The following is a 15,230-nucleotide window of genomic DNA, read 5'->3' on the forward strand; positions in this document are numbered from 1 at the left end:
CGACCGAGGGACTCCGTGGACATCACCCAATTGCTGGCATTCAGCGTGAAGAACAAGGCTTCTGACCTGCACCTGTCAGCCGGCCTTCCGCCCATGATCCGGGTCCACGGCGATGTCCGGCGCATCAACGTCGATGCGCTCGATCACAAGACCGTCCACGCCATGGTCTACGACATCATGAGCGACGCGCAGCGCAAGGCGTACGAAGAGTTCCTGGAAGTGGACTTTTCCTTCGAGATCGAAGGCTTGGCGCGCTTTCGCGTCAACGCCTTCAACCAAAACCGCGGCGCGGCCGCCGTGTTCCGGACCATTCCGAGCAAGATCCTGACGCTGGAGCAGCTCAACGCACCCAAGATCTTCGGCGAGCTGGCATTGAAGCCGCGCGGGCTGGTGCTGGTGACGGGCCCCACGGGTTCGGGCAAGTCCACCACGCTGGCGGCCATGGTCAACTTCCTGAACGAAAGCGAATACGGCCACATCCTCACGGTGGAAGATCCGATCGAGTTCGTGCACGAATCCAAGAAGTGCCTGATCAACCAGCGCGAGGTCGGTCCGATGACGCTGTCGTTCGCCGCAGCGCTCAAGTCCGCGCTGCGCGAAGACCCGGACGCCATCCTGGTGGGCGAAATGCGCGATCTGGAAACGATCCGCCTGGCCATGACGGCCGCTGAGACGGGCCATCTGGTGTTCGGTACGCTGCACACCTCCAGCGCTGCCAAGACCATCGACCGGATCATCGACGTGTTCCCTGCCGAAGAAAAGGAAATGGTGCGGGCCATGCTGTCCGAGTCGCTGCAGGCCGTCATTTCGCAGACACTGTGCAAGACCAAGGACGGCCAGGGCCGCGTTGCGGCGCACGAGATCATGCTGGGCACCAGCGCCATCCGCAACCTGATCCGCGAGGCCAAGGTGGCGCAGATGTACTCCACCATCCAGACCAGCAGCAGCGCCGGCATGCAGACCCTGGATCAGAACCTGACCGACCTTGTGCGGCGCAATGTCATCAGCCCTGCCGAAGCGCGGGGCAAGGCCAAGATCCCCGACAACTTCCCGGGTTGATGCGCGACGCGAGCGCCGCCCTGTCCATCCACTTTTTGAGATTCGCGGCCTTTTCAGGCCGCACACCGGAGCATCCCCTATGAAAGGCATCCTCGGCCTGTTGAAGGCCAAGACCCGCGGCGGCAAAGCGGTGGAGGAAGGCGGCGGCGATTCCGTCTTCTTCACCACGGCTTTCGCAGGCCAAGGCGTGGACGACGCCATGCTGGTGCCCTGGGAAGCCCGTGCGGTGGAGGTAGGCGCCAAGCGAATGGCGGCCAGCCGCGGCGGCAAGCTGCTGCAGGCACTGTGGTCCAAGGACAAGTACATGGCGCACCTGGACAAGGACGCGGTGGAACGCATGGAACGCTTCTTCGAGTTCGCGGCGGTCGCACCCAACCGCGACGTGATCCGCCAGGACGAATACGGCAATTTCATGGTGGTGCTGCTCACCGGCACGATCGCCGTCGATCGCGTCCAGCCCTGGGGCGAACACCTGCGCTTGGCGGAAACCCGCCCCGGCGATATCCTGGGTGAAATGTCGCTGCTGGACAGCGGTATCCGCTTTTCGGCCTGCACCACGCTCACCGACTGCGAGATCGCCGTTCTCAGCGCGGAGGCCATGGACGACATGATGACCAAGGACCCGCAACTCGCCGCCAGCCTGGTAGCGCTTCTGGCGCGCAAACTCTCGCTGCGACTTCGTGTCGTGAGCGCCCGTCTGTCCGACAGCCAGAAATGACGCACCGCACTGCAACTACCCCAGGGAGAGCTTGCTGATGGAACGCGATCAGGCCAGTAAATTCATCAACGACCTGCTCAAGCTCATGGTGAGCCGCGGCGGCAGCGACCTGTTCATCACCGCCGAGTTTCCGCCGGCGATCAAGGTGGACGGCAAAGTCACCAAGGTGTCGCCTCAGCCGCTCACGCCCGCCCACACGCTGACGCTGGCGCGCGCCATCATGAGCGACAAGCAGGTGGCGGACTTCGAGCGCACGAAGGAGTGCAACTTCGCCATCTCGCCCGCAGGCATCGGGCGCTTTCGCGTGAACGCGTTCATCCAGCAAAGCCGGGTCGGCATGGTGCTGCGGACCATTCCGCTCACGCTGCCCACCATTGACGGGCTGGGCGTGCCGCAGGTGCTCAAGGAAGTCACGATGACCAAGCGGGGCCTGTGCATCCTGGTGGGTGCCACGGGCTCGGGCAAATCGACCACGCTGGCGGCGATGGTGGACTGGCGCAACGAAAATTCCTTCGGCCACATCATCACGGTGGAAGACCCGATCGAGTTCGTGCACCCGCACAAGAACTGCGTCGTCACCCAGCGCGAGGTGGGACTCGATACCGACAGCTGGGAAGCCGCCCTCAAGAACACGCTACGGCAGGCGCCGGACGTTATCCTGATGGGCGAGATCCGCGACCGCGAAACCATGGAGCACGCGGTCGCTTTCGCCGAAACCGGCCACCTGTGCCTGGCCACGCTGCACGCCAACAGCGCCAACCAGGCGCTGGACCGCATCATCAACTTCTTTCCGGAAGAACGCCGCGCGCAGCTCCTCATGGACCTGTCGCTCAACCTGCGCGGCATGATCTCCCAGCGCCTCATCCCCAAGCAGGATGGCAAGGGGCGGGCCGCCGCAGTGGAGGTGATGCTGAACACGCCGTTGATCGCCGACCTGATCTTCAAGGGCGACGTCGTCGAGATCAAAGAGATCATGAAGAAGAGCCGCAACCTTGGCATGCAGACGTTCGATCAATCGCTGTTCGACCTGTTCGAGGCCAACGTCATCACCTACGAAGACGCGCTGCGCAATGCCGACTCGCTGAACGACCTGCGGCTGCAGATCAAGCTGGGCAGCCAGCGCGCGAAGACCACTGATTTGGCCTCGGGCACCGAGCACTTCGCCATCGTCTGACGCAGGCCGCCCCGCTACCCGCCCTTGCCCGGCGGGTTTTCTTTTTTCTGAATTGGAGCCACTTTCCATGCCCAGCACGAATCCCCGCAGCTACGACGCAACGCCTTCCCGCAAGGTCGCCTTTCTCGGCCTGGGCGTCATGGGCTACCCCATGGCGGGGCACCTCGCACTCGCCGGCCACTCCGTCACCGTGTACAACCGCACCGCCGCCAAATCCGCCGCCTGGTGCGAAGAATTTGCGGGCAGCGCTGCGCTCCGGCACGCGCCCACCCCGCGAGAGGCAGCCCAGGGGGCGGAGATCGTCTTTTGCTGCGTGGGCAACGATGACAATCTGCGTTCCGTCACGCTGGGTGCCGATGGCGCATTCGCTGGCATGCAGCCCGGAGCGGTCTTCGTCGATCACACCACGGCATCGGCTGAGGTCGCTCGCGAGCTGTACGGAGCGGCGCGTACGCTGGGACTTCAGTTCATCGATGCACCCGTGTCCGGCGGCCAGGCAGGCGCCCAGAACGGCCAATTGACCGTGATGTGCGGCGGCGACGCCGACACCTTCGACAGCGTGAAGCCCACGGCGCTGGCCTTCTCGCGGGCCTTCACCCGCGTGGGCGACAGCGGATCGGGCCAGTTGGCCAAGATGGTCAATCAGATCTGCATCGCCGGCATCGTGCAGGGTCTGTCGGAGGCCATCGCCTTCGGCCAGCATGCCGGGCTCGACATGCCGCTGGTGCTGGACGTCATCGGCAAAGGGGCCGCGCAGAGCTGGCAGATGGACAACCGCGGCAAGACCATGGTGGAGGGCCGCTTCGACTTCGGCTTCGCCGTGGACTGGATGCGCAAGGACCTCGGCCTGGTCCTGGACGAATCCCGCCGCAACGGCGCACGCGTGCCGGTCACGGCGCTGGTGGACCAGTTCTATGCCGATGTGCAGCAGCACGGCGGCGCCCGGTGGGACACCTCCAGCCTGATCACCCGGCTGGGCCGCAAGAAAACGAACGGATAAAAGAACCGGCCGCTCAGCCCGGCCGCGGCTTCACGGCACCGGCCAGAGGCCCGGCGCCGGAACCGCTTCTTGGCGGGCTCGCTGGCAGCCGCCGCTCAGCGCACCGGCACGTTGGGCGAAGCGTCCGTGGTGACCGGCGCGGGGCGCTGCTGCGCGAAGCCGCGCTCCAGTTCCTGCTGCGTGATGATCTCGAACACACGCACGACCTTGCGCACGCCGTTCACGCCACGGGCGATGTCGGAGGCCCGGTCCGCCTCACGCTGCGTCACGCGGCCCATGAGGTACACCGTCTCGCGCTCGGTGACCACCTTGTAGGCGCTCGCGAACAGGTCCTTGGCATCGACGAAACTCGCGCGCACCTTGCCGGTGATTAGCGTGTCATTGGAACGTTGGGTCAGCGAGCTGGGAGGCATCACAGCCAGATCGTTGACGACCGAGCGCACGTTCTCCACGGCCAGCGTGGCCTGCTCGAGTTTTTCCTTGTCCTGCGCGGTCGGCACCTCGCCGGTCAGCAGCACCTGGCGGTTGTAGCTGGTGACATTGACATGGACGCGGTCGCCGAAGGTGTCGCGAATGCGATTGGAGGCGCGCAGCTCGATGCCTTCGTCCTCCACCTGGGTACCTGTCGTGCGCCGGTCCGACGCCATCATGCTGCCCATGACCGCGGCGCCGCCCACCACAAGGGGTGCGCATGCCGAGAGGGACGCCCCCAAGGCGCCCACGGCCAGAAGGGTGCAAGTCAGGCGGCGGGTCAAGCGGGTCATCGGGAAGTTCATAGCGGTATCTCCTGTTCACCAAGTAATTGGGCATCCACGCCGTCGCACAGGCAGTGCAGGATGAGCGCATGCACCTCCCGCACGCGCGCAGCCCGATCATGGGGCACGGCGATCAAGACATCGGTCTCGCGCAGCATGCCAGCCAGCCGACCGCCGCTGCGCCCCGACAGAGCGATCACTGTCATGTCCCTTTCATGCGAAGCGTCGCATGCGGCCAGTAGCGGCAGATCGTTGCCGGACTCCGAAATGGCCAGCAACACGTCGCCGGCCTGCCCCAGCGCGCGTACCTGGCGAGCCAGCGCGTCGATATCAGGGCCGTCCACGCCTGCGGGGGTCCAGATCGCGTCGGGGGCCAATGCCATCGCCGCCAGTTCAGGCCGATCCCGTTCGAACCCGGCTATGCACAGCGCAGCAAACTGCTGCGCCTGCGCTGCGGCTGGGCCGCTGCCACAGGCAAGCACCTTGCCGCCACTGGTGACGCAGGCGAGGATCGCCTGCACAGCGGAAGCGATGGGATGGCTCAGGGTCTGCGCGGACTGGTATTTGAGGTCGGCGCTGTCGATGAAATGCTGTTGGATGCGTTGCTCGAGCATGAGGCAACGATGATACTCGTGGGGTCGATGCCGTTTTGGTCAACCATCGGAGGCAGGCGTAAAACACTGCATCCTCGTCTGCTCAGGCAATGACTCACGGGATCAGTGCGCATCAAAAGCGCCACGCAGCCACTGCACCGTTTCGCCCTCCACCAGCACGGCATCGAAGCGACATGGCGGTGGCGCAGGCATGCGCATCAAGTAACAACGGGCGGCGAATACGATCCGCTGCTGCTTGACCCGGCCGATGCTGGCACCGGCGCCACCAAACGCGCTGCTGGCGCGGCTTCGGACCTCTACGAACACCACGGTGCCATCGCGCTCGCGAACGATCAGGTCGATCTCGCCACCGCCACGCCCTGGCGTTCGATAATTGCGCTCGATTAGCCGCAGTCCAGCGGCCTGGAGGTGAGCCAACGCACGGTCTTCGGCAGCATTGCCGACCACGCGCGTAGTGGCCACCGGTTTTTTCCCAAGGAATCCCATTGAGCGCCTCTTTCGCTTCAGCCCTGAACGCCGCACGCGACGCGGCGGCTGCGCAGCATTATCCGCAAGGGGCTCTGTACGTCGTAGCCACCCCCATCGGCAATCTGGCCGACATCACGCTGCGGGCACTGCACGTGCTGCAATTGGCAGACACCATCGCGTGCGAAGACACCCGGCATACCCAGGCGTTGCTGCGCGCCTATGGCATAGAGAAAAACGGCGGCCAGTGGCTGGCGCTTCACCAGCACAACGAGGCTGAAGCATCGCTTTCAGTGGTGGAACGTTTGCGTGCTGGCCAGCGGGTGGCTTACGCCAGCGATGCCGGTACCCCGGGCGTCAGCGACCCGGGAGCGCGGCTGGTCGCAGCTGTGCACGCGGCCGGGTTGCGCGCTGTACCCTTGCCGGGGGCCAGCAGCGTGACCTCGGCACTCAGTGCAGCGGGCGCGGTCGCTCAGAGCGCCGAAGGGTTTCTTTTTGCTGGTTTTCTTCCCACCAAGAGCGGTGAGCGGGCGACAGCCGTGCAGCGGCTGTCGGTGGAGACACGGTGCGTGGTGTTGCTGGAAGCGCCGCACCGCATCGCCGAACTGGCCCTGGCCCTTGCAGTGCTTGGCGATCGGCAGGTGACGCTCGCACGTGAACTGACCAAACAGTTCGAAGAAATTGCCACTCAGCCAGCGCGTGCGCTGCCGGCTTGGCTGGCCGAAGGGACACAACGCTGCAGGGGCGAGTTCGTAGTGTTATTGCACCCTGTGCAGCCGACGCAAGACGAAGGAGACAGCTTGCGTGTCTTGAAGTTATTGATGCAGGAACTACCCCTCAAATCCGCCGTTCGGCTGGCGGCAGAGATCACAGGGGCATCGCGCAATGCCCTCTATGAATCGGCATTGGCGTTCAAGCAGGAAGGGACAGAGGACGCGTAGGAGAACTTGAGAGATCGCAAGCCATTCCGCCGCCAGATGCCTTGCATCTTTGGGATGGCCTTAGCGGGTCAGTTGACGGTGTAGGCCAAACCAGAGGCCACGCCGCCGAACAGATCGCCTTCGATCTGAGGCACCTGCGGGAAAGCGCTTTTCAATGCCGTACGCAGCGGGCGCAATGCAGAGGAACCTCCGGTGAGATAAATGGCATCGATGCCACTGGCGTCCAGCCCAGCCTTGAGCAAGCACTCTCGAGCGCAATTCACGATCTGCCCCAAGGGCCCTTCAAGTTGAGCCTCCAAAACATCGGGCGATATGAAAGATTGCAGGCCGGATTCGAGCCAATCCAGTACGATGGGCTGCCTAGCGCTATTTTGGGAAACAAAGATCTTGGCCTGCTCCACCTCATTGGCCAAGCGGTGTCCCCAACGTTCGTTGAGCACCTCCATCAAGCGGTCGTGCAAACGAGGGTCTGCATAGTCGGCCCGAAGCCCTTGTGCTTCCCGCAGTGCTTTGGCGCTGTATAGCCACTGGATCAGGTGCCAAGTCGACAAATCGAAGAATACGCGACTGGGAACTTCGCGACCACTGGGCCCGATATGGCGCAAGCCGAGGAGAGGCATCACTTGGGCACGACTCAATCGTTGGTCGAAGTCAGTTCCACCGATGTGAACGCCGGAAGTCGCCAGCACATCGGAACTGCGGTCTGCCTGCAGCGCACGCTCAGGCCCGAGGCGTACCACTGTGAAATCCGAAGTGCCTCCTCCGATGTCTACCACCAACACCAACGATTCCTGCGAAATTCTTTGCTCATGGTCCAGCGCTGCCGCGATGGGCTCCAACTGGAACGACACGTTGTTGAATCCCGCATCCAAAGCGGCCTGACGCAGGGCATCTTCTGCTTGTGCATCACGCACCTTATCACCGTCAACAAAGTGCACCGGCCGACCCATGACCACGCGGCTGGGCATTGCGCCCAGCACCTGCCTGGCCTGCCCCGCCAGCGTGCGCAAGAACAGCGCAATGATGTCTTGATAACTCACCATGTTCTGGTGCACTGCGGTCTTGTCCTGAAGTAACGCACTGCCCAAAAGGCTTTTCAGCGACCGCATCAATCGCCCCTCTGTACCTGCAAGGTAATGCGCTACAGCATCGCGTCCGATGTGTGTCCGATGGTCTTCCGCATTGAAAAACAAAGCTGTCGGCAAAGTGGTGGCGGCCCCCTCCAAGGAAAGCAATTGCACCGGGCCACGGCCTCGGCGTAATGCCATCGCCGAGTTTGAGGTTCCGAAATCAATGCCAAGGGTGGTTTCTTCTGAAAATGTCATCGTGAACAGATCGGGAGATGGGGCATCGACTCCCGAAATTAAGAAAGCGTTCGTAAAAACAATAGAGGAGTCGTCGCCAAGTGCTCATCAAGGCAATTCAGTGCCATTGAGACTTCTCGACATTGATAACGGAGGGCGATACCCCATCGATCGCATGGGACAGCAAAGGTATCCCACTAGGTTGAGGATCCTGCTTTCCAGGGCAAAAACAAAAAAGCCCACTTATGAGTGGGCTTTTTTGAAAGCGTTTCCGCTATGTTGGTTGCGCGAGGAGGATTTGAACCTCCGACCTTTGGGTTATGAGCCCAACGAGCTACCAGACTGCTCCATCGCGCGGCAAGAGATAAATTATAACCTACTTTTATGCTTCTGCGGAAGCATTTACGGTTTCTGCAGATTCTTCTGCGCGATCAACCAGTTCGACATACGCCATGGGTGCATTGTCCCCCACGCGGAAGCCCATCTTCAGGATACGCGTGTAGCCGCCTGGACGTGCCTTGAAACGGGGGCCGAGCACATTGAACAGCTTGGTCACGCTGTCACGATCACGCAGGCGATCGAATGCCAAGCGGCGATTGGCTAAGGTATCTTCCTTTGCCAAAGTGATCATGGGCTCCACCACACGGCGCAGTTCCTTGGCCTTGGGCAGCGTGGTCTTGATGGCCTCGTGCTCGATGAGCGAGTTCATCATGTTCTGCAGCATCGCGAGTCGGTGCGAGCTGGTGCGATTGAGTTTGCGAAGGCCGTGTCCGTGGCGCATGGTGCTTTCCTTATGAGTAATTAAATCGGGCAGCCGTATCAGGTACTGCCCAAGGCACTGGCTCCCATTGAGGGAACCCAAAATTATAGCTTAACGCTTATCGAGGCCTGCAGGCGGCCAGTTTTCCAGCTTCATTCCCAGAGTCAAACCACGGGAAGCCAAAACTTCCTTGATTTCATTGAGTGACTTACGGCCCAGATTAGGCGTCTTCAGCAACTCGTTTTCGGTGCGCTGGATCAGGTCACCGATGTAGTAGATGTTCTCGGCCTTCAAGCAATTGGCAGAGCGTACTGTCAATTCCAACTCGTCCACAGGGCGCAGCAAGATCGGATCGAACGTTGCACTGCCGCGAGGACCTGCAGGTGCATCGAATGCAGCCAATTCGCCGCCTTCGAGTTGTGCAAACACCGCCAACTGTTCCACCAAAATCTTGGCGGATGCGCGCACTGCATCTTCCGCAGTGATAGCACCATTGGTTTCGATTTCGACAACCAGCTTGTCCAGATCGGTGCGCTGCTCAACGCGGGCGCTTTCCACGGTATAGCTCACGCGCTTAACCGGGGAAAAAGATGCATCCAGCACGATGCGGCCGATCGACTTCGTCGACTCGTCGGCATAACGGCGCAGATTGCCTGGCACATAGCCACGGCCTTTTTCCACCTTGATCTGCATGTCCAGCTTGCCGCCCTGCGACAGATGGGCAATAACGTGATCAGGATTGACGATTTCAACGTCATGAGGCGTCTGGATATCCCGCGCCGTGACCACACCCTCGCCGTCCTTACGAAGGCTCAGCGTGACTTCATCGCGGTTGTGGAGCTTGAACACCACGCCCTTGAGATTCAGCAAGATGTTCACAACATCTTCCTGCACACCATCAATGGATGAATACTCGTGCAAGACGCCTGCTATCGTGACTTCTGTTGCTGCGTAACCCACCATGGACGAGAGCAGAACACGGCGAATGGCATTGCCCAGAGTGTGGCCGTAACCGCGCTCAAAGGGCTCCAACGCCACCTTGGCACGATTGTGACCAAGCTGTTCGACATTGATCGCCTTGGGTTTCAGCAAATTGGTTTGCATTCAGACTTCCTCTCAATACCCCCAGCTCGTTACACCGGTAAGGCTGGTGAAGCGCCTATACCGCGATGCCTCGCGGTATAGGAACAATTTTCTCGAATATGCGCTAAAAGAATTAGCGCGAATAGAGTTCAACGATCAGGGATTCGTTGATGTCAGCGCCGAATTCATCGCGATCCGGAACCTTCTTGAAGATACCCTCTGCCTTGTCGGCATTCACTTCCACCCAAGCTGGCATGCCCACTTGCTGGGCCAGTTGCAATGCTTCGACCACGCGACCTTGCTTCTTGGACTTTTCACGCACAGCCACCACATCGCCCGTCTTGACGAGGTACGAAGCGATGTTGACGGACTGGCCGTTCACCGTGATCGCCTTGTGCGATACCAACTGACGGGCTTCTGCACGCGTAGAACCGAAGCCCATGCGGTAAACAACGTTGTCCAGCCGCGACTCCAACAGGAACAGCAGATTGGCACCGGTGTTGCCTTTACGGCGATCAGCAGCCTCAAAATAGCGACGGAATTGCTTTTCCAGCACCCCGTACATCCGCTTGACCTTCTGCTTTTCACGCAACTGAAGGCCGTAATCAGACGTGCGAGCCCCGGAGGTGCGGCCATGTTGACCAGGCTTGGAGTCGAACTTAGACTTATCCGCAATGGAACGGCGAGCGCTCTTCAGGAACAGGTCGGTGCCTTCACGGCGGGAGAGTTTGGCCTTGGGGCCGAGGTAACGTGCCACTTGAACTTCCTTGGATTGTCATCTTCCGCAACATCATTGCGGGAGCCACCTGCTGCCAAAGCAATCAGGTGGCGGTGGGCTTACAAAAATTAGATGCGACGGCGCTTCTGAGGACGGCAGCCGTTATGGGGAACTGGCGTTACGTCAGAGATCGACGTAATACGAATACCCAAAGCGCCCAGCGCGCGCACTGACGATTCACGACCAGGACCAGGACCCTTGATCTCGACATCAAGATTTTTGATGCCTTGCTCAATGGCAGCGCGACCCGCGACTTCCGATGCAACCTGTGCAGCGAAAGGCGTGGACTTGCGCGAACCCTTAAAACCTTGACCACCCGACGACGCCCAAGACAGAGCATTGCCTTGACGATCAGTGATCGTGATGATGGTGTTGTTGAACGACGCATGCACATGCGCGATGCCGTCCGAAACGTTCTTGCGAACCTTCTTGCGAACGCGCTGTGCAGCGTTATTGGCGGGAGACTTTGCCATGTTGATCTTTCAATCTTTTTACTTCTTCAGCGCTGCGGCACCCTTACGCGGACCCTTGCGAGTGCGAGCATTGGTGCGCGTACGCTGACCACGCATAGGCAGACCGCGACGGTGGCGGAAGCCGCGATAGCAGCCGATGTCCATCAAACGCTTGATGTTCATCGTGGTTTCGCGGCGCAGGTCCCCTTCGATGGTGAACTGTGCGATTTGGTCGCGAATTTTTTCAAGATCGCCATCTGTCAGATCTTTGATCTTCTTCGAGTAAGCGATGTCACATGCTTCGCAAATCTTGCGAGCGCGAGTGCGACCGATGCCAAAAATGGCGGTTAAGCCGATTTCAGCATGCTGATGCGGCGGAATATTAATGCCAGCGATACGTGCCATATGCGTCCTCTAATACTTTCAATCAACCTTGGCGCTGCTTATGGCGCATGTCCGTGCAGATCACGCGCACCACACCCTTGCGGCGGATGATCTTGCAGTTGCGGCAGATTTTTTTGACCGAAGCCGAAACTCTCATTTCATTCTCCTAAAACTCGTCTTTTCGTCCCGGCCGATTGCGCGGAACACAATTTGCGCCCGCGATAGATCGAAGGCATCAATAAACCGTATCCACCAAGGCCAACCCGCCACTATAGCGCATTTGCCAAGATTCCACTCATGTTTGACTGACTTAGCTGCCAGGTGTTGCTTTGAAGTTGGCCTTCTTTAGCAGAGACTCGTACTGCTGCGACATCATGTAGTTTTGCACCTGGGCCATGAAGTCCATGGTGACCACCACAATGATCAGCAAAGAGGTACCGCCAAAATAAAACGGCACGTTGTACTTCAGAATCATGAACTCAGGGAGCAAGCACACAAAGGTGATGTACACCGCTCCAGCCAGTGTCAAGCGAACCAATATCTTGTCGATGTAGCGAGCCGTCTGTTCTCCTGGACGAATCCCAGGAATGAAGGCACCGCTCTTCTTCAAGTTATCTGCAGTCTCCCGGCTGTTGAACACCAATGCGGTGTAGAAGAAGCAAAAGAACACAATGGCTGCGGCGTAGAACATCACATAGATCGGCTGACCCGGGGTCAGTGCTCCAGAAATGTCACGCAACCAACGCATCGATTCACCCGAGCTGAACCAGTTCACCACTGTTGCCGGCAACAGAATGATGGACGAAGCAAAGATCGGTGGAATCACCCCTGCCATGTTGAGCTTCAACGGCAGATGTGACGACTGGCCACCATATACCTTATTGCCCACCTGACGTCTCGCATAATTAACGAGGATCTTCCGTTGACCCCTTTCGACGAACACGACGAAATAGGTCACCGCGGCTACGACCAACACAATGAAAATCGCTGCGAGAATGCTCATAGCACCTGTGCGCACCAACTCCAGCAATCCACCGATAGAACTCGGCAGACCTGCAGCGATACCTGCGAAGATCAGAATCGAAATTCCGTTGCCTAAGCCACGCTCAGTGATTTGCTCGCCCAACCACATCAAAAACATCGTACCAGCCGTCAAGCTCACTACTGCGGTCATCCGAAACCCGAATCCGGGACTCAGAACCAAACCTGCAGAACTCTCCAACGCCACGGCAATGCCCAGCGATTGGAATATGGCCAAGCCCAACGTTCCATAACGCGTATATTGCGTGATCTTGCGCCGCCCTGCTTCGCCTTCCTTCTTCAGCTGCTCGAACGTCGGAACGACGTAGGTCATTAGCTGCATGATGATCGAAGCCGAAATATACGGCATGATCCCCAGAGCGAAAACCGTGAAACGCGAAAGCGCTCCACCCGAGAACATGTTGAACAGGTTCAGAATGCCACCCTGCTGGCCACTGAATAGCTGTTGCAGCTGCGCCGGATCAATGCCCGGCACGGGAATGTGCGCTCCGATGCGGTACACGACCAACGCCAGCAGCAGAAAAACCAGCCGGCGACGCAAATCGCCGAACTTACCGGTCTTCGCAATTTGAGCTGCGTTAGTAGCCACAGATGCGTTCCTTCAGAACGTGTTCAAGCCAGGCTACCGCCGGCAGCTTCGATGGCCGCCTTCGCGCCCGCCGTTGCACCGATGCCAGTCAACTTGACCGACTTGCTCAGTTCGCCGCTCTTGATGATCTTCACCACCTTGATCATTTGGCCGACCAAACCGGCACTCTTGAGAGCCAGCAGGTCGACTTCAGCAAGACCCAACTGGTCCAGCGCCGTCAAGGTCACTTCCGCATTGAACTTCAGCAGATGGGACTTGAAGCCGCGCTTCGGCAGACGACGCTGCAGAGGCATTTGACCGCCTTCGAAGCCCACCTTGTGGTAACCGCCAGAGCGCGATTTTTGACCCTTGTGACCGCGACCTGCGGTCTTACCCAGACCAGAACCGATGCCGCGACCAACGCGGCGCTTGGCATGCTTGGCTCCGTCTGCAGGCTTGATGCTATTGAGTTCCATCATCAATCTCTCAGAGGACTTTGACCAGATAGCTGATCTTGTTAATCATGCCGCGCACTTCAGGGCTGTCCTGCAGTTCGCTGATGCTGTTCAGCTTGCGCAGGCCCAGGCCGCGTACGGTGGCACGGTGCGATTCCTTGGTGCCGATCGGGCTGCGCACCAGTTGAATCTTGACGGTTTGTTGCGTAGTCATTTGCTCAACTCCGTTCAGGCGAAGATGTCTTCGACCGACTTGCCGCGCTTGGCTGCCACTTCCGAAGGGGTCGTGGAATGCACCAGCGCATCGAACGTTGCGCGAACCATGTTGTAGGGGTTCGACGAACCGTGGCTCTTGGCCACGATGTCGGTGATGCCCAACACTTCGAACACAGCACGCATCGGACCGCCTGCGATGATGCCCGTACCCTTGGGGGCAGGAGCCATCATCACGTGTGCAGCGCCATGGTGGCCCGTCACTTGATGGTGAATCGTGCCGTTCTTGAGCGACACCTTCACCAGATTGCGGCGGGCTTCTTCCATGGCCTTTTGCACGGCTGCAGGCACTTCTTTCGATTTGCCCTTACCCATGCCGACGCGGCCATCACCGTCGCCGACCACAGTCAGTGCGGCGAAACCGAGAATACGGCCGCCCTTCACGACTTTGGTCACGCGGTTCACCGCGATCATTTTTTCGCGCAGACCGTCGTCCTGACCTTCGCTCTGCACTTTGGGTTGAAATTTAGCCATTTTGTATTTCGCTCCGCTTAGAACTGCAGGCCAGCTTCACGTGCAGCGTCGGCCAAAGCCTTGACGCGGCCGTGATAGGCAAAACCCGCACGATCGAATGCAACCTTCTCGATACCGGCCGCCTTCGCCTTTTCAGCGATGCGCTTGCCGATGATCTGTGCAGCGGTGGCATTGCCACCCTTGCCAGAGCCACCGAGGGACTTGCGCACATCGGCTTCTGCCGTCGATGCGCTGGCCAGGACCTTGCTGCCGTCGCCGGAGATAACACTGGCGTAGATGTGAAGGTTCGTGCGATTCACCGTCAAACGCGCCACGCCTTGCTGCGCAATGCGAATGCGGGTCTGGCGCGAACGACGAAGACGCTGCTCTTTCTTGGTCAACATGTTGCAGCTCCTTATTTCTTCTTGGTCTCTTTGATCGTGACTTTTTCGTCCGAATAACGGATGCCTTTGCCTTTGTAGGGCTCGGGCGGACGAACGGCACGGATCTCAGCGGCCAACTGGCCAACGCGCTGGCGGTCGGCACCCTTGATCACGATTTCGGTCGGGGTTGGCGTCGCAACCGTGATGCCAGCGGGCATTTCAAAATTCACGGGATGCGAGTACCCCACGTTCAGATTCAGCTTGGCACCTGCGGCCTGGGCTTTGTAGCCCACACCGATCAAGTTCAGCTTCTTCTCGAAGCCCTTGCTGACACCCACCACCATGTTGTTCACCAACTGGCGGATGGTGCCACTCATGGCATTCGCTTCACGGGACTCATTGACAGGCTCAAAGCTGAGCTTGCCGTCCTTGATGGAGACCTTCACAAGCGCGCTCTGGGTCAGCGACAGCGTGCCGCCCGTACCCTTCACATTGATCTGGTCGTCCTTGATGGACACATCCACACCTGCGGGGATGGTCACCGGCATTTTTCCTACGCGGGACATTTCA

Annotated in this window: 21 protein-coding genes and 1 tRNA gene; 5 read left to right on the top strand and 17 right to left on the bottom strand. The window is 59.6% G+C overall.

Going from position 1 to position 15,230, the window contains the following annotated elements:
* The first annotated feature begins 15 nt into the window (after window positions 1-15).
* From M5C98_RS21090 to M5C98_RS21105, 4 genes are all read left to right on the top strand, one after another.
* The gene (locus M5C98_RS21090; RefSeq protein WP_092744851.1) at window positions 16-1,059 is read left to right on the top strand and encodes a type IV pilus twitching motility protein PilT; all 1,044 of its coding nucleotides are present in this window, start codon (window positions 16-18) and stop codon (window positions 1,057-1,059) included.
* 79 nt (window positions 1,060-1,138) lie between these two features.
* On the top strand, window positions 1,139-1,777 hold the full coding sequence (locus M5C98_RS21095; protein ID WP_272549388.1) for a cyclic nucleotide-binding domain-containing protein: 639 nt from the start codon (window positions 1,139-1,141) through the stop codon (window positions 1,775-1,777).
* Between the two features lie 37 nt (window positions 1,778-1,814).
* A complete protein-coding gene (locus M5C98_RS21100) occupies window positions 1,815-2,951 on the top strand; it encodes a PilT/PilU family type 4a pilus ATPase (RefSeq protein WP_272549389.1) in 1,137 nt (378 codons plus the stop codon).
* A gap of 67 nt (window positions 2,952-3,018) precedes the next feature.
* Entirely contained in the window at window positions 3,019-3,951 is a 933-nt protein-coding gene (locus M5C98_RS21105; RefSeq protein WP_272549390.1) for an NAD(P)-dependent oxidoreductase, read from the top strand.
* Window positions 3,952-4,046: 95 nt separating this feature from the next.
* Here the strand turns inward: M5C98_RS21105 and M5C98_RS21110 are convergent, their stop codons facing one another.
* The 3 genes from M5C98_RS21110 to M5C98_RS21120 form a co-directional block, all read right to left on the bottom strand.
* Window positions 4,047-4,715 carry a BON domain-containing protein gene (locus M5C98_RS21110; RefSeq protein WP_272549391.1) on the bottom strand — a complete coding sequence of 223 codons (669 nt, stop codon included), beginning with the start codon at window positions 4,713-4,715 and terminating at the stop codon, window positions 4,047-4,049.
* An 8-nt stretch (window positions 4,716-4,723) separates the two neighbouring features.
* Window positions 4,724-5,320: an SIS domain-containing protein gene (locus tag M5C98_RS21115; RefSeq protein WP_272549392.1), complete on the bottom strand. Its 597-nt coding sequence runs from the start codon at window positions 5,318-5,320 to the stop codon at window positions 4,724-4,726.
* 102 nt (window positions 5,321-5,422) lie between these two features.
* Window positions 5,423-5,806, bottom strand: coding sequence for a YraN family protein (locus tag M5C98_RS21120; RefSeq protein WP_272549393.1), 384 nt, complete (start codon window positions 5,804-5,806; stop codon window positions 5,423-5,425).
* Between M5C98_RS21120 and rsmI the strand changes: the two genes are divergently transcribed.
* A complete protein-coding gene (gene rsmI / locus M5C98_RS21125; RefSeq protein WP_272549395.1) occupies window positions 5,806-6,726 on the top strand; it encodes a 16S rRNA (cytidine(1402)-2'-O)-methyltransferase in 921 nt (306 codons plus the stop codon). The genes M5C98_RS21120 and rsmI overlap by 1 nt on opposite strands.
* A gap of 68 nt (window positions 6,727-6,794) precedes the next feature.
* Here the strand turns inward: rsmI and M5C98_RS21130 are convergent, their stop codons facing one another.
* The 14 genes from M5C98_RS21130 to rplF all read right to left on the bottom strand — a co-directional run bounded on the left by M5C98_RS21130 (window position 6,795) and on the right by rplF (window position 15,226).
* Window positions 6,795-8,051, bottom strand: coding sequence for an Hsp70 family protein (locus M5C98_RS21130; protein ID WP_272549396.1), 1,257 nt, complete (start codon window positions 8,049-8,051; stop codon window positions 6,795-6,797).
* A 259-nt stretch (window positions 8,052-8,310) separates the two neighbouring features.
* Window positions 8,311-8,387, bottom strand: a tRNA-Met gene (locus M5C98_RS21135).
* Window positions 8,388-8,412: 25 nt separating this feature from the next.
* A complete protein-coding gene (gene rplQ, locus M5C98_RS21140; RefSeq protein WP_272549397.1) occupies window positions 8,413-8,811 on the bottom strand; it encodes a 50S ribosomal protein L17 in 399 nt (132 codons plus the stop codon).
* 90 nt (window positions 8,812-8,901) lie between these two features.
* A complete protein-coding gene (locus M5C98_RS21145) occupies window positions 8,902-9,894 on the bottom strand; it encodes a DNA-directed RNA polymerase subunit alpha (RefSeq protein WP_272549398.1) in 993 nt (330 codons plus the stop codon).
* Window positions 9,895-10,006: 112 nt separating this feature from the next.
* Complete coding sequence (gene rpsD / locus M5C98_RS21150) at window positions 10,007-10,630, bottom strand: 30S ribosomal protein S4 (protein WP_272549399.1); 624 nt, start codon at window positions 10,628-10,630, stop codon at window positions 10,007-10,009.
* Window positions 10,631-10,719: 89 nt separating this feature from the next.
* Window positions 10,720-11,124, bottom strand: a complete 405-nt coding sequence (gene rpsK, locus M5C98_RS21155; protein WP_011793799.1) for a 30S ribosomal protein S11 — start codon at window positions 11,122-11,124, stop codon at window positions 10,720-10,722.
* An 18-nt stretch (window positions 11,125-11,142) separates the two neighbouring features.
* Window positions 11,143-11,508, bottom strand: coding sequence for a 30S ribosomal protein S13 (rpsM, locus tag M5C98_RS21160; protein WP_056670935.1), 366 nt, complete (start codon window positions 11,506-11,508; stop codon window positions 11,143-11,145).
* Between the two features lie 22 nt (window positions 11,509-11,530).
* The gene (gene rpmJ, locus M5C98_RS21165) at window positions 11,531-11,644 is read right to left on the bottom strand and encodes a 50S ribosomal protein L36 (RefSeq protein ID WP_011793797.1); all 114 of its coding nucleotides are present in this window, start codon (window positions 11,642-11,644) and stop codon (window positions 11,531-11,533) included.
* Between the two features lie 153 nt (window positions 11,645-11,797).
* Entirely contained in the window at window positions 11,798-13,117 is a 1,320-nt protein-coding gene (secY, locus tag M5C98_RS21170) for a preprotein translocase subunit SecY (RefSeq protein WP_272549404.1), read from the bottom strand.
* Between the two features lie 23 nt (window positions 13,118-13,140).
* Window positions 13,141-13,572: a 50S ribosomal protein L15 gene (gene rplO, locus M5C98_RS21175; protein WP_272549405.1), complete on the bottom strand. Its 432-nt coding sequence runs from the start codon at window positions 13,570-13,572 to the stop codon at window positions 13,141-13,143.
* A 10-nt stretch (window positions 13,573-13,582) separates the two neighbouring features.
* Window positions 13,583-13,765 (bottom strand): 50S ribosomal protein L30, encoded by a 183-nt coding sequence (rpmD, locus tag M5C98_RS21180; protein WP_056670941.1) that lies wholly within the window; start codon window positions 13,763-13,765, stop codon window positions 13,583-13,585.
* 14 nt (window positions 13,766-13,779) lie between these two features.
* Window positions 13,780-14,298, bottom strand: a complete 519-nt coding sequence (gene rpsE, locus M5C98_RS21185; RefSeq protein ID WP_272549406.1) for a 30S ribosomal protein S5 — start codon at window positions 14,296-14,298, stop codon at window positions 13,780-13,782.
* A gap of 17 nt (window positions 14,299-14,315) precedes the next feature.
* On the bottom strand, window positions 14,316-14,681 hold the full coding sequence (gene rplR, locus M5C98_RS21190) for a 50S ribosomal protein L18 (protein WP_272549407.1): 366 nt from the start codon (window positions 14,679-14,681) through the stop codon (window positions 14,316-14,318).
* Window positions 14,682-14,692: 11 nt separating this feature from the next.
* Complete coding sequence (rplF, locus tag M5C98_RS21195) at window positions 14,693-15,226, bottom strand: 50S ribosomal protein L6 (RefSeq protein WP_272549408.1); 534 nt, start codon at window positions 15,224-15,226, stop codon at window positions 14,693-14,695.
* Between the last annotated feature and the right edge of the window lie 4 nt (window positions 15,227-15,230).

The organism is Acidovorax sp. NCPPB 3576 (assembly GCF_028473605.1).
Taxonomy (GTDB): Bacteria; Pseudomonadota; Gammaproteobacteria; order Burkholderiales; family Burkholderiaceae_C; genus Paracidovorax.

Coding starts and splice junctions, on each gene's coding strand:
- M5C98_RS21145 (WP_272549398.1), bottom strand. CDS start 9,894: ATGCAAACCAATTTGCTGAAACCCAAGGCGATCAATGTCGAACAGCTT.
- M5C98_RS21100 (WP_272549389.1), top strand. CDS start 1,815: ATGGAACGCGATCAGGCCAGTAAATTCATCAACGACCTGCTCAAGCTC.
- rplR (WP_272549407.1), bottom strand. CDS start 14,681: ATGTTGACCAAGAAAGAGCAGCGTCTTCGTCGTTCGCGCCAGACCCGC.
- rpsK (WP_011793799.1), bottom strand. CDS start 11,124: ATGGCAAAGTCTCCCGCCAATAACGCTGCACAGCGCGTTCGCAAGAAG.
- M5C98_RS21110 (WP_272549391.1), bottom strand. CDS start 4,715: ATGACCCGCTTGACCCGCCGCCTGACTTGCACCCTTCTGGCCGTGGGC.
- rplF (WP_272549408.1), bottom strand. CDS start 15,226: ATGTCCCGCGTAGGAAAAATGCCGGTGACCATCCCCGCAGGTGTGGAT.
- M5C98_RS21095 (WP_272549388.1), top strand. CDS start 1,139: ATGAAAGGCATCCTCGGCCTGTTGAAGGCCAAGACCCGCGGCGGCAAA.
- rplQ (WP_272549397.1), bottom strand. CDS start 8,811: ATGCGCCACGGACACGGCCTTCGCAAACTCAATCGCACCAGCTCGCAC.
- M5C98_RS21120 (WP_272549393.1), bottom strand. CDS start 5,806: ATGGGATTCCTTGGGAAAAAACCGGTGGCCACTACGCGCGTGGTCGGC.
- rpmJ (WP_011793797.1), bottom strand. CDS start 11,644: ATGAGAGTTTCGGCTTCGGTCAAAAAAATCTGCCGCAACTGCAAGATC.
- M5C98_RS21105 (WP_272549390.1), top strand. CDS start 3,019: ATGCCCAGCACGAATCCCCGCAGCTACGACGCAACGCCTTCCCGCAAG.
- rpmD (WP_056670941.1), bottom strand. CDS start 13,765: ATGACTACGCAACAAACCGTCAAGATTCAACTGGTGCGCAGCCCGATC.
- rpsE (WP_272549406.1), bottom strand. CDS start 14,298: ATGGCTAAATTTCAACCCAAAGTGCAGAGCGAAGGTCAGGACGACGGT.
- rpsM (WP_056670935.1), bottom strand. CDS start 11,508: ATGGCACGTATCGCTGGCATTAATATTCCGCCGCATCAGCATGCTGAA.
- M5C98_RS21130 (WP_272549396.1), bottom strand. CDS start 8,051: ATGACATTTTCAGAAGAAACCACCCTTGGCATTGATTTCGGAACCTCA.
- M5C98_RS21115 (WP_272549392.1), bottom strand. CDS start 5,320: ATGCTCGAGCAACGCATCCAACAGCATTTCATCGACAGCGCCGACCTC.
- rplO (WP_272549405.1), bottom strand. CDS start 13,572: ATGGAACTCAATAGCATCAAGCCTGCAGACGGAGCCAAGCATGCCAAG.